Source organism: Luteimonas campi, from assembly GCF_051162505.1.
GTDB lineage: Bacteria > Pseudomonadota > Gammaproteobacteria > Xanthomonadales > Xanthomonadaceae > Luteimonas.
Genome location: NZ_JBNWEM010000003.1, coordinates 366,635 through 379,413, shown reverse-complemented (window position 1 = coordinate 379,413; position 12,779 = coordinate 366,635). Strand labels below are relative to the sequence as shown.

Annotated in this window: 6 protein-coding genes and 2 tRNA genes; 3 read left to right on the top strand and 5 right to left on the bottom strand. The window is 67.0% G+C overall.

The window, feature by feature from the left end:
* Positions 1-69: 69 nt before the first annotated feature.
* Positions 70-2,832: a TonB-dependent receptor gene (locus tag ACQYVW_RS11655; RefSeq protein WP_434947097.1), complete on the top strand. Its 2,763-nt coding sequence runs from the start codon at positions 70-72 to the stop codon at positions 2,830-2,832.
* A 336-nt stretch (positions 2,833-3,168) separates the two neighbouring features.
* Here the strand turns inward: ACQYVW_RS11655 and ACQYVW_RS11650 are convergent.
* Both ACQYVW_RS11650 and uvrB read right to left on the bottom strand, forming a co-directional pair.
* Positions 3,169-3,243: transfer RNA gene (locus tag ACQYVW_RS11650), tRNA-Val, on the bottom strand.
* 251 nt (positions 3,244-3,494) lie between these two features.
* Positions 3,495-5,528 carry an excinuclease ABC subunit UvrB gene (gene uvrB / locus ACQYVW_RS11645; RefSeq protein WP_434947096.1) on the bottom strand — a complete coding sequence of 678 codons (2,034 nt, stop codon included), beginning with the start codon at positions 5,526-5,528 and terminating at the stop codon, positions 3,495-3,497.
* Positions 5,529-5,722: 194 nt separating this feature from the next.
* Between uvrB and ACQYVW_RS11640 the strand changes: the two genes are divergently transcribed.
* Both ACQYVW_RS11640 and ACQYVW_RS11635 read left to right on the top strand, forming a co-directional pair.
* Positions 5,723-6,250: a GspH/FimT family pseudopilin gene (locus tag ACQYVW_RS11640; protein WP_434947095.1), complete on the top strand. Its 528-nt coding sequence runs from the start codon at positions 5,723-5,725 to the stop codon at positions 6,248-6,250.
* A gap of 49 nt (positions 6,251-6,299) precedes the next feature.
* A tRNA-Asn gene (locus ACQYVW_RS11635) sits at positions 6,300-6,376 on the top strand.
* A gap of 47 nt (positions 6,377-6,423) precedes the next feature.
* Here ACQYVW_RS11635 and ACQYVW_RS11630 read toward each other — a convergent pair.
* Genes ACQYVW_RS11630 through ACQYVW_RS11620 form a run of 3 tightly spaced genes read right to left on the bottom strand, consistent with a single transcriptional unit; the run spans position 6,424 to position 12,771 of the window.
* A complete protein-coding gene (locus ACQYVW_RS11630; RefSeq protein ID WP_434947094.1) occupies positions 6,424-6,882 on the bottom strand; it encodes a type IV pilin protein in 459 nt (152 codons plus the stop codon).
* A gap of 38 nt (positions 6,883-6,920) precedes the next feature.
* Positions 6,921-12,284 (bottom strand): pilus assembly protein, encoded by a 5,364-nt coding sequence (locus tag ACQYVW_RS11625; protein WP_434934677.1) that lies wholly within the window; start codon positions 12,282-12,284, stop codon positions 6,921-6,923.
* Between the two features lie 19 nt (positions 12,285-12,303).
* Positions 12,304-12,771, bottom strand: coding sequence for a pilus assembly PilX family protein (locus ACQYVW_RS11620; RefSeq protein WP_434947093.1), 468 nt, complete (start codon positions 12,769-12,771; stop codon positions 12,304-12,306).
* Between the last annotated feature and the right edge of the window lie 8 nt (positions 12,772-12,779).

Here is a 12,779-nt window from a genome sequence, read left to right as displayed (position 1 = left end):
GCGACACCGGGCGTGCGAAGCAACGCCAAACGCCTTTACTGACCGACAACTGATCCTTCGGGAGGGGACATGTTGAATCAAGAACGCAACCTGCTGAGCCTCGCGCTCGCCGCCGCCATCACGATGGCCGCCAACGCCGCGCAGGCGCAGACCGCACAGGAGCAGGACGCCACGCCGGTGCCGCAGTCGGACACGGCCGAGCTCGATACCATCGTGGTCACCGGCATCCGTCGCGGCATCGAGAGCGCCATCTCGGTCAAGCGCGACTCGACTTCGATCGTCGAGGCGATCTCGGCGGAGGACATCGGCAAGCTTCCCGACGTCAGCATCGCGGAGTCGCTTGCGCGCCTGCCCGGCCTGTCGGCGCAGCGTGTCGCCGGCCGCGCCCAGGTCATCAGCGTGCGCGGGCTGTCGCCCGACTTCTCCACCACGCTGCTCAACGGCCGCGAGATGGTCAGCACCGGCGACAACCGCAGCGTCGAGTTCGACCAGTACCCGTCCGAACTGATCAATGGCGTGACGGTCTACAAGACGCCGGATGCCGGGCTCGTGGGCCAGGGCCTGACCGGCACGCTCAACATGCAGACCGTGCGCCCGCTCAGCTTCGACGAACCCGTCGGCGTGATCAGCGTGCGCGGCCTGCACAACTCGCTGGGATCGGCCGCGGATGCCTCGGGGTACGGCGAGCGGATCAATGCGAGCTACATCACCCGCTCGGACGACCGGCGCTTCGGCTTCGCGATCGGCTTCTCGCACTCCGATACGCCGATCCAGGAGAACCAGGTGGGCCTGTACGAGCCGTGGCAGCAGGTCGGAGACGGCTGGCGCCCCGGCGTGCCGGAGGGCACGTTCTATTCCGACGGCATCAAGGCGCTGCGTCGTACCGGCAACACCGAGCGCGACGGGCTGATGATGACCCTGCAGTTCCGGCCCTCCAACGCCTGGACGAGCACGCTGGACCTGTTCCATTCCAAGGCGCAGCAGGTCAGCACGGCCAACCAGTTCGAGGTGCACATCGGCGACTACAACGGCACCAACGGCGATGTCCGCCTCGACGTCACCAGCCCCGTGATCAACGGCGACGGCACGTTCACCGGAGGCGTGGCGGGCAACGTCTATCCGCTGGTCCGCGGCATGTACAACTACCGCGAGGACGAGATCAGCGCCTTCGGCTGGAACAACGAATTCACCGCCGGCAGCGTCGAGCTGGTGGCCGACGTCAGCTATTCCAAGACCGAGCGCGACGAGATCAACCTGGAGAACAACACGCAGCTCCTGCCCTCTCCCCAGCTCGATTCGGTGACACTGGATTACCGCAGCAACGGTTTCTCGCAGCTGGACCCGGCGCGCGACTACTCCGATCCGTCCTCGCTGTACCTGACCAACACGATCTACGGCTCCGGCTACGGCAAGACCCCGCGCGTCGAGGATGAGCTGCGCGCCTTCCGGCTGGACGCCTCGCTGCCCGCGCCCGCCGCCGCAAGCTGGCTGGCGGACTTCGATGTGGGCGTGAACTATGCCGACCGCCAGAAGAGCAAGTGGCAGCCCGAGGGCAACATCAACCTCGGCGCGCAGGGCGACACCGCGATCGGGCCCGACCTGCAGTACGGCCTGGTCGACCTGGGCTTCGCCGGCGTGGGCATGATCCCCTCGTGGAACGTCCCGGCGGCGGTCGCGCGCTACATGAGCTTCATTCCGGTCGACGACCTGTCCTATCTGATTCCGAAGGCCTGGCGGGTCGACGAGGAGATCTCCACCGCCTACGCGCGCGCCAACATCGACACGCAGTGGGGCAGCGTGCCGGTGCGCGGCAACTTCGGCGTGCAGGTCCAGCGGGTCGACCAGTCGTCGACGTCGCGCTACTGGGACACCACGCGGCCCGAAGGGCAGAACGTGCAGCCGATCACCCGCGGCAAGGAATACACCGATGTGCTGCCCAGCCTGAACCTCGCGTTCTCGCTGACCGAGGACCAGACCCTGCGCATGGCGCTGGCGGAACAGGTCGCGCGTCCGCGCGTCGACGAGCTGCGCGCTTCGCTCGAGTTCGGCGTCAACACGGCCACCGGCGAACCCGGCGGCTCGGGCGGCAATCCCGAGCTCGATCCCTGGCGCGCCTACGCCTTCGACCTGTCGTACGAGAAGTACTTCGGTCAGCGCGCCTACGTCTCGGCCGCGTTCTATTACAAGGACCTGCGCACCTACATCTACACCGAGGCGCGCGATGGCTTCGACTTCAGCGACCTGCTGGTCGATTACGTGCCGGGGCCGAACGAGCCGCCGACGCTGTCCACCGGACGCTTCACCGCCCCCTACAACGGCGAGGGCGGCTCGCTGCGCGGGCTGGAGCTGACCGCGTCGTTGCCGCTGGACCTGTTTTCCAGCGCGCTGAGCGGCTTCGGCGTGGTGGCCAGCGCGAGCTTCAACGACAGCGACATCACCATCCCGCCGCCGCCCAATGCGCAGAGCAGCGTCGGCAGCCAGAACGTGATGCTGCCCGGCCTGTCCGAGCGCGTGTACAACCTCACCGCCTACTACGAGCGCAACGGCTTCGAGGCACGCATCAGCCAGCGCAGGCGTTCGGACTTCATTGGCGAGATCGGCAACTTCGACGGCGACCGCACGCTGCGCTACGTGGTGGGCGAAAGCATCACCGACGTGCAGGTGAGCTATGCGTTCGGCGATCACACCGGGCTGGGCGGGCTGAGCGTGCTGTTCCAGGCCAGCAACATCACGGACGAGGCTTACCGCACCTACGCCGGCACCCGCGACCGCCCGCTCGAGCACATCGAATGGGGCCGCACCTACCTGCTGGGACTCAACTACAGGTTCTGATCCGCGCAGCGCCCTTGCGCAGTTCCGACCCCTGCCGGCCCTCCCCCGGCAGGGGTTTTCTCTGTGCGGCCGCACGCGTGGCGTCGATGCCGGCCGCGTTGCCGCGCCGGCCTCCAGGCACGGCCAGGCCCCGGAACCAGTGGCCTCCCGGGCTGTGCCGCTTCCTGGCGAATGCGCATCGCCACGCGCACCGCATCCGCGGGACCGTGCTCGAAGCCGCAGGACATCTCCACCGGAACGGGCGGGCGGAGACGAAGGATACGGCCGGGGCGAAGCCGGTCCTGCGCAGGGGGAGACCCTGCGACCGCACAAGAACAGAAGAATCCACGCATCGCGTGGTGGGCGGTACAGGGTTCGAACCTGTGACCCCTACCATGTCAAGGTAGTGCTCTACCGCTGAGCTAACCGCCCGAGGAACCGTACGCGACCGGGCCGGGCCCGGTGCGCCCCCATCCGTCTGGCGGATGGAAGGCCCGCCATCGCGGCGGGAGGCGAATTCTATCCGATGCCGGCGGCAGTTGCCATCCACCGGGGCACGGGTCGGGACCGCCCGGTGCCGCCGGGCGCCGGCGGGGGCCGGCGCACGTCCGTGCCGCGGCCGACGCGCCAGAGCGCGGTTGCGCCCCCGGGGCGTGCCAGGCGCGCAGCCCGGCACGACATCCTCACCCGGCCAGCGTCGCCTCCCGGATCTTCCGGATCTCGTCGCGCACCCGGGCCGCGTCCTCGAACTCCAGGTCGCGGGCGTGCTGGTACATCTGCTGTTCCAGGGTCTTGAGCCGCGCCGCCAGCTTGGCGGGGTCGAGCGCCGCGTAGTCCTCGGCGCGGTCGGCCACGCGGCGCGCCTTGCCGGCGGCCGCGCGGGCCGCGGCAGGCTCGTCGCGGGCGCCTTCCATGATGTCCATGACCGCGCGCACCACCGACTGCGGGGTGATGCCGTGCTCGGCGTTGTAGTCGATCTGTTTCTGCCGGCGCCGGTCGGTCTCCTCGATCGCGCGCCGCATCGAGTCGGTGACCCGGTCCGCGTAGAGGATGGCCTTGCCGCGCAGGTTGCGGGCAGCGCGACCGATCGTCTGGATCAGCGAGCCGGTCGAACGCAGGAAGCCCTCCTTGTCGGCATCGAGGATCGCCACCAGCGACACCTCGGGCATGTCCAGGCCCTCGCGCAGCAGGTTGATGCCCACCAGCACGTCGAACTTGCCCAGGCGCAGGTCGCGGATGATCTCCACGCGCTCGACCGTGTCCACATCCGAATGCAAATAGCGCACGCGGATGTCGTGTTCGCCGAGGTATTCGGTGAGGTTTTCGGCCATGCGTTTGGTCAGCGTGGTGATCAGCACCCGATCGCCCATCGCCACGCGCTGGTTGATCTCGCCCAGCACGTCGTCCACCTGGGTGGCGACAGGCCGGATCTCGACTTCGGGATCGATCAGGCCGGTCGGGCGCACCAGCAGTTCCACCACCTGCCCTTCCGACTTCTCGATCTCGTACTTGCCGGGCGTGGCCGAAACGAAGATCGTGCGCGGCGAGCGCAGTTCCCATTCCTCGAACTTCAGCGGCCGGTTGTCCAGCGCCGAGGGCAGGCGGAAACCGAATTCCACCAGCGTCTCCTTGCGCGAGCGGTCGCCCTTGTACATCGCCCCGACCTGCGGCACAGTCACGTGCGATTCGTCCAGCACCAGCAGCGCATCGGGCGGCAGGTAGTCGAACAGGCAGGGCGGCGCTTCCCCGGGCATGCGCCCGGTGAGATGGCGCGAATAGTTTTCCACGCCGGTGCAGTAGCCCACCTCGGCCATCATCTCCAGGTCGAACTGGGTGCGCTGCTGCAGCCGCTGCGCCTCCACCAGCTTGTTCTGCGCGTAGAACTGCTCCAGCCGCTGCGGCAGCTCGAGCTTGATCGCCTCGATCGCCTCCAGCGTGGTGCGGCGCGTGGTGACGTAGTGCGACTTGGGGTAGATGGTGTAGCGCGCCAGCGAACGTCGGGTCTCGCCGGTCAACGGATCGAACTGGGTCAGCTTCTCGATCTCGCCGTCGAACAGCTCGATCCGCAGCGCCTCGTCGTCGGATTCGGCCGGATGCACGTCCACCACCTCGCCGCGCACACGGTAGGTACCGCGGCGCAGTTCGGTATCGTTGCGCGTGTACTGCATCTCGGTCAGGCGCCGGATCAGCTCGCGCTGGTCGATGCGCTCGCCGCGCACCATGTGCAGCACCATCCGGAAGTATTCGTTCGGATCGCCCAGGCCATAGATCGCCGAGACCGTGCACACGATGATCGCGTCGCGCCGCTCCAGCAGGGCCTTGGTCGCGGACAGCCGCATCTGCTCGATGTGTTCGTTCACCGAACTGTCCTTCTCGATGAAGGTGTCGGTGGACGGCACATAGGCCTCGGGCTGGTAGTAGTCGTAATAGCTGACGAAGTACTCTACCGCGTTGTGCGGGAAGAACTGCTTGAACTCGCCGTAGAGCTGCGCGGCCAGGGTCTTGTTCGGTGCCATCACCAGGGTCGGCTTCTGCACCTGCTGGATCACGTTGGCGATCGTGTAGGTCTTGCCGGAGCCGGTGACGCCCAGCAGGGTCTGCCGCGCCAGCCCGTTCTCGAAGCCCTCGACGAGCTTCTCGATGGCCTGCGGCTGGTCGCCGGTGGGCTGGTAGGGGGCAACGAGCTGGAAACCGGCAGGGTGCAGGGCTCTGTTCATGGGGTGTCCATTAGGGCGGCGCTGGCGCAGACAGGCGCCCGAAACCGGAGATCGTATCCGGCCCACGGTTCGGGCGGTCCAGCTCAGGTGGGGGTGGCGTCAAGCTTTTCCTACCCCTGTCCGGGCCACCGCCCGACGGCGCCGCCTCCGGGCCGCGCCTAGGCTGTGCCGGTCATCTCGCCAGGAAGGCCGAAATGCGACGCAAGGATGCCGGCTTCGGCCTGCTCGAACTCATGGTGACGCTCTCGATCGCCGCCGTGGTCATCACCATCGGCCTGCCCTCGTTCTCGTCCGCGCTGGCGCGCCTGCGCGTCACGACGACGCTGCACCTGCTCACCGCCGACATGGCGATGGCCCGGGGCAGCGCCGTCGTCCAGGGCAAGCAGGTGGTCGTCTGCCCCCGCTCGGGGGCCACCGGCTGCAGCCCGGAGCCCGACTGGGGCCAGGGCTGGCTCGTCTTCATCGATGCCGACGGGAATCGGCGGCCAGACAGCGAATCGGACGTGCTGCGCGCGAGCGACCCTCCCGCGCACCAGCGGCTGTCGATCCGTTCCACGCGCCCTTTCCTGCGCTACCAGGCCGACGGCCGCAGTGCCCACAGCAACCTGACCGTTCATGTTTGCGAGGCGGACGCGCTGGCTGGACAGGTGGTCGTCAACAACCACGGACGCGTGCGCAGCGCGCGACCGGAGACGCCCACCGCCTGCCCGTCACGGCCCTGAAAGCCGCTGTCTTGACCTTGCCGGGGCAGCCATTAGAATACCCGTCCCCGCCCGAATAGCTCAGCCGGTTAGAGCACTTGACTGTTAATCAGGGGGTCGTTGGTTCGAGTCCAACTTCGGGCGCCAGCTTCGAACTAGAAAGCCGCGGATGACTCCGCGGCTTTTTTTTCGCGCTACCAGCAGTCCGCGACAGTGCCGGTAGCGCCTCCGGCCACGCCCTTGCGGCCGGCGTGGTCCAGGGTCAGGGTCATGCAGCGCGTATCGGCGACCTGCGAACCCTGAGGGACAGCGGACAACGTGAACCCGGTACCCGTTTCGTTGGGCGTGTAGGCCAGGTTGTAGGCGGTCGTCCCTTCGCCCTGCCTGGGCGAGGTGCGGTGCGCGGTGTCAACGCTCGCCCAGAAGCCGTCAAACGAGCCGTGGACCGTCCGCCAGCGCTCGGCACGCTGCGCCAGTTCCACCAGGGCGCCCTTGGCTTGTCCACGCTTGCCCTTGCGCACCGCGTCCATGTAGGACGGATAGGCGATGGCCGCGAGGATGCCCACGATCGCTACGGCCACCATCAGTTCGATCAGGGTGAAGCCCCTGTCGCGACGGCCTGTCGGCCGCCGCCTGTTCGTACGCGCTGTCATCGACGCCCCCCTGGTCATTCCGCTGGATGTGTCCGGGCTCACTTCAGCTGTCTCCAGGACTGTCGCCCGCACGGCCGCGGCAGGACGAAGCCGCCAGGATAGATCACCACCTGGCACTCCTCGAACGTGGGGCAGTCGACCCCGGGCGTACAGGCCGGATTGGTGATGTAGCTCGTCGGATTGATGGCCGCCACCGAGGTGCTCGTGATGGGCGCGCCGCCGCCTTCGATCTGCACCGCGCCGCAGTTTGCGCCGGTGCAGGCCGCCGCCTGCGACCCGAGCGTGCGCACATTGCTCAGTGCGCCGGAGCCCGAAAGCAGGTCCAGTGCGTAGACGATATTGGTCCCGCCCGGGTCGCAGCTGTCGCCGGTTGGCGAGAACGTGGTGAAGAACACGCGCCCGCTCTGGATACGCGGGGTGGCGATGAACCGTTCTCCCACCGGGACCAATCCGCTCCCGCTGGCGTTGCCGGCGAGGTTGTTGACCACCAGATCGAGGTACCAGCCGCGTTTGGCATTGCCGCCGTAATAGCTGACGCGATTGCGGCTGATGTCGCGCGTGGTGACCGGGGTATCGAGCGTGCCGTTGCCGTCGGTGTCGATCATCGCAGTCGTGTTGGACTGGATCCACTGCCGCTGCAGCACCGTGTCCTTGGCAGCGGCGTTGGCCATGGTGACCGGGGTGCCATTGTCGAAGATCGCGTAAAGCGACTGTACGTCCGGGGCCACCGCGACGTCGTTGTCTCCATCGACGAAGTACCGGCCGGTGCCGAAGTACACCATCACACCGTCGCCCGGGCCCGCGGAGACCCGCAGGCCACCCGTGACCGGCTGTCGCTGCCCGTTGGAGGCGATGGCTGTCACCAGCGGCTGTCCGCCCAGGGCGACAGCCCACGAGGACACCGAAGCATTGCTGATGTCGAACTTCCAGAGATTGCCCTGCAGGTCGCCGCCGTAGACGGTGTCGGCCTTGCCGTTGCCGTCACGGTCGATCGCGGTGACTTGGCCCAACCCGTTGTACGCGTCGGTGGCGTTGGCGCAGCTGCCCCAGATATTGAAGAAGTCGAGGGTGCAGATCAGCGTATCGACCCAGGACGCGGATCGGGCGGCCTGCCCGTCTCCCGCCGTCAGCTTGGCGATCCGCTGGCCGGTGAACGCATTGAGGATGTACAGAGACGGATCGCTGGTATTGCCGCCGTAGCCGTTGCCGAACAGCACACCCCACTGGCCGTTCTCCAACGGCAGCAGGAGCGGACGCCCGTACACGTTGCCGATATCCGCATCGATCGTACCGTTCAGTTCCCACAGAACGCTGGCGTTGCCGAAGCTGCCGGGGTTGCTGACGTCCAGCGCGAACACGGACCTGCCGCCGCCGCCCATCGCGCCGACCAGTACCGTCTTCCAGGTATTGCCGTCCTTCGCGTCGGTGACGGTGATCTGGCCATCCACGTAATAGCGATGGTTGTACAGCGCATCAGGCAGCGCGAGTTCGCCCAGGCGCCGCAGCGACTCGTGGGGAATGAAGCCGAACAGCTCCCGGCCTGCATTGCCCGCGGGGCACGCCAGGTCCTGGTTGCCGGCACACGGCGTGGTGTTGGCTTCGAACGCATGCAGCATGCCGTCGTTCGCGCCGACGTACACCACCGTGTCCCTGTCTGCCTTCTGCGCCAGGTAGCCGGACGCGCCGCCGTATCCGGAGAACATCGAGTCCGAATAGCTCCCGTAACCGAAGTCGGAACGCGGCGAGGCGATCACCGGCTCGGAGTTGATGATGTCGCCCAGCACGGCGGTGCGCGTGCGCAGGGTGTTGCCGACCCCGGGCCGGCCCTGCTCGCGCGACTGGTCGCCCCGCAGGTAGTTCACGATCGCTTCGGCGGTGTAGACGGCGCCATAGTTGTTCGGCAGGCTGGCCAGCGGACCGGTGATCCCGAGCCGCGCAAGCCGCGACGCGTCATCGGTGCCGAGGTTGCCGTTGTCGCCGCGGAACTCCACCGCGGTACGCACGTTGTCGCGGCCCGGCCGGGTGACCGTCCGGATGTTGCGTGCGGTATGCGCCGGCAGGCGTGCCTGCGCATTCCACAGCTCGGTCGGCGCCAGGGTGCCATCGCGATTGACCGCGGTGGCGGACAGGTTGCCCGACCAGTCCTTTCCGTTCCGGTCGCGACGGAAGCTCGGCAGCAGCGTGAAGGAGGCGCTGCCGACGCGCGCGCCGCTCAGTGCCTGGCTGCCGGACTCGATGCTGTAGTTGGCGATGTTGTCGAAGGCCCGCGACAGCTGTGCGCGGAGGTTGAGCGGGTTGGTCACCAGGAAGTAGTTGTCCGGATCGCCGTCACCGTCCACATCCCAGGCGTTGGGCGTGGGCGACCCGTACTTGGCGGCGTACCACAGCGGATCCTTGAGCTGGGTACCGCCCGCCACCGTGCCGGGCGTGAACGTGCGGCTGGCGGTGAAGGGCAGCCCCTGGTTGCAGGGCGCCGTGCTCATGGCCCCCACGCAACCGCCTGCCCAGACGCCCGCGGGCGTGTTGAGCATGTAGGCCGAGCTGGCCTGGTTCGTATTGTCGCGGTCGCGGACCTCGAGGTAGATGCCGTCACGGGTCGTGCCCGAGATCACGTAGCCCACGTTCTGGTTCGCGCTGCCGGCGGCGTAGTCGGCGGACAGGTCGATCGTGACGGTGTTGTTCGCGTTCGCGGTCACCACATAGCGACCGATCACGTCCATGTCGTGGTCGTTGCCCTGTTCGACGTCTTCGTAGTTGATCCGGAAGATCGCGCGCGGCCGCCCGCCATTGACGCTGGTGTCGACGGGCTGGCCCGGGAAGTTGGTGAAGCTCTCGACGTAGAAATCGACGATCGTATTGGTCGGCTTCAGGGCGTTGCCGCCGAAGGTGCCGCTGACGGTCTTCGCGAACGGCAGCAGCGTCACGGTCTGTCCGCCCACCGGAAACTCGATGCGCGGCAGCGGCGAGGCCAGCGCAATGGAATACGTATTGACGTTCTGCGGGCCCTGCGCGTCGTTCACGTCGGTGTTGCGACCGTAGCGCGCGACGCTGGCGGAATAGTAGGTGCCCTGCTTGGTCGGTTCCTCGGGCGCCAGACCGCGGATATTGCCGAAGCTGCCCGCGGACTTGGCCGTTGGCGCGCCGTCGGTCGTCTGCCCTGACACCTCGCCGATGAAGACGTTGCGGGCAGCGCCGAACTCCGCATCCCAGATCTGCTGACCCTGGCTGGCCACGTCCAGCCCGGGCAGGGCCGCATCCTCGCCGGTGTTGTTGAATGCGCTGCCCGGCAGGTCGCCGTCGTAGCTGGGATTGATGTCGCTGATGATGGTCTGGTGCGGACGCGCGCAGGAGGGGTACGCCTGGTGCGTCACCCCGCCGACGGTCGTGTCGGCATACGGGTCGCGCCAGGCCGGCGTCGGCAGGCCGAGGCGGGTGTCTTCGGCCTCACCCTGGGTGCTGCCGCCGGACGTGGCGAAGCGGGCGGTCGCCGCCCCGGCGCCGGCGAAGTAGCGCAGGCCCTCGAACAGCATTTCCGCGATGGGGTTGCCCCACATGCGGCATTCGCCGTTGTTGACTGCCCGGCCGCCTTGCGACACGCAGTTGCCCCCCACCCCGTGCGCGGTATTCGCCCAGTTCCAGTTGCGGTCCGCGTTGAGGTTGTCGGTGGCGCTGCCGTCGTAGCCGCCGCCGATCATCCTGAGACGATCGATGCTGCGCACGATGCCTTCCACGTCGGTCCGGAACACGCCGGTGGCCGGATCGATCTCGCGGTTGAAATCCTCGACGTTGCTGCGCAGCACGCCGCCTTCGAGGTTGTTGCGCTGGGAACCGGTGATCAGGCCGAAGAACATCTTTCTCGACTCGCCGTAGTCGTGCAGGATCCCCGTGGGCTTGTAGGTGGGGTTGCCCGCGCTGCCATAGGCCTTGCAGGAACTGTCGCGCAGCGCGGCGTTCCCCGCTCCCGCCGGACACGCGCTGACCCTGACGAAGTAGTCGGTCATCGCACTGCCACCGAGCGTCGGCGTCAGGTCGTAAGTGGTCCGCGTGGTGTTCTGCATGCGCAAACCGGAATTCTCGGTTCCGCTCAGGACCGTCCACGTGCCATTGCAGTTGTTCTGGTTGCTGCAGGTACGGAACTCGAGCGTATAGCCCTCTCCGCCGCCGTCCTCTTCATGGCGGAACTTGAACCTGTAGGTGGTCTGGCCCGCAAGCTCAACGTTGGCGCTCAACTCGTTACCACTGCAGGCACCGAATCCGCGACCGGCAGTGGTATAGCAGCCGGCCACGGCGACCTGCGTCCCATTGGCCTGCGTCAGCCGGAAGTCGATGACGTCGTCACCGTTGATGCGGAACTGATACCGCTGCGCGTTGTTGGAGACGCGGCGGATCTCCCCCTCGAAGATCGTCAGGAACTGGTTCTGGTTCGCGTCATGCGGGTTGCAGACATTGCCAGCCGTCGCGCTGTTGCAGTTGACGGTGTTGATGGGGTCGGAACCGTACCGGTTCGCGGCGATCGCATAGTTCGTCTCCAGCGTATCGAACGCGGCGCGATTGCCTGGGTGGCCCGGGAAGGGTTGTGTGACGCCACCGCCGGCGCAGAAGATGCCCTGATTGACGCAGCGACGGTTCGCGACCGGACCTTCGATGGACACCCATTCCCAGACCCGATAGGGCGAATTGGTCAGCACGCGGAAGCGCGGTGCGGTGTAGTCCGGGAAGGCGGATCCGGTGTCGGTGGTCGTGGTGACCGCGAACAGGTGGTAGGTATCTTCCGCCGGAAGGCTCAATGGGGCGTAGTTGCGGATGTCGTAGCCGTCGCGCGCGACGCTTCTGTACTCCTTGCCCCAGCTGTGCGCGTCCTGCGGGAAGAACGCACCCTGCAGCACCGTCTCACTGCTGGTATCGACGTGCCGCCAGCCGCCGTACAGCACGCGGCGCAGTGCGTCCATGCGCGACATGGTCAGGTAGTTGAGGAAGTCGCCGCTCCAGGCGCCCGTACAGGTCTTGTTCGGGGCCGCGGCCGTGGGGACGAACCGGTTGTTCTGCCAGCTGTAGCAGGCGTACGAATTGAAATACCCGTAATAGTCGATCCTGTATCGGGAACTGCCGTCGGTAGGGGCCGGATTTTTCAGCTGCCAACCGCGGTAGCCCACATCCAGGACGCCGTCGCCATCCAGGTCGGACGCGTCGTTGTACGCCTCGTAGTAGATCTTGTGGTCCTTGCCCATCACCAGCATGTTGAGCGGCGGGACGGCGTCCTCGATGTACAACGGGGCCTGCGCGATCGCGGGCGGGTTGCCGGCGAAATAGACGGTATCCGAATGCACGACGGCGGCACCGATGCCCGCAAGGACGAGCACGGTGCCGATGATGCCGGCGCGGAGGTTCTTGTTGCGACTCATGTCTGTTCCTCGCACCCGCTCAGGGGATGAACACGGTGTCGACCACGGATTCGGACGTTGGGAACAACGCCCTGTCCCTGTCGTAGGCGGTCACCTGATAGATCTGGTCCGTGCGCTCGGACTCGTCCGCAGGCATGTCGAGCGCGCCCCAGGAGAAGCACAAGTCCAGCCGGCGGACAAAGGGAGTCGCCCCGCTGTAGGCTTGCGCGTCGAAGGAGTAGGTGCAGTTGGTGGGTGCGATGCTGGCGATCGGGTTGCGGCCGGCCTCGACCTCGTCCTGCAGGCCCTGCTCCTGGATTCTTGCGATCGACTCGGCGTTCTGGAACGCCAAGTTGCCCGCCTCGTAGTTGGCGGACATGCGTTCCTGGAGCCCGGCCACCTGCATGGCCACGATGCCGATCAACGCCAGCAGGACCAGCATGATCAAAGCGACGTACAGCACGGCGCCGGACTGGTTGCGCTTGAAGGAAGCCTTGGACGCTTTCATGGTGCCGA

Coding starts and splice junctions, on each gene's coding strand:
- ACQYVW_RS11625 (WP_434934677.1), bottom strand. CDS start 12,284: ATGAGTCGCAACAAGAACCTCCGCGCCGGCATCATCGGCACCGTGCTC.
- ACQYVW_RS11620 (WP_434947093.1), bottom strand. CDS start 12,771: ATGAAAGCGTCCAAGGCTTCCTTCAAGCGCAACCAGTCCGGCGCCGTG.
- uvrB (WP_434947096.1), bottom strand. CDS start 5,528: ATGAACAGAGCCCTGCACCCTGCCGGTTTCCAGCTCGTTGCCCCCTAC.
- ACQYVW_RS11655 (WP_434947097.1), top strand. CDS start 70: ATGTTGAATCAAGAACGCAACCTGCTGAGCCTCGCGCTCGCCGCCGCC.
- ACQYVW_RS11630 (WP_434947094.1), bottom strand. CDS start 6,882: ATGACAGCGCGTACGAACAGGCGGCGGCCGACAGGCCGTCGCGACAGG.
- ACQYVW_RS11640 (WP_434947095.1), top strand. CDS start 5,723: ATGCGACGCAAGGATGCCGGCTTCGGCCTGCTCGAACTCATGGTGACG.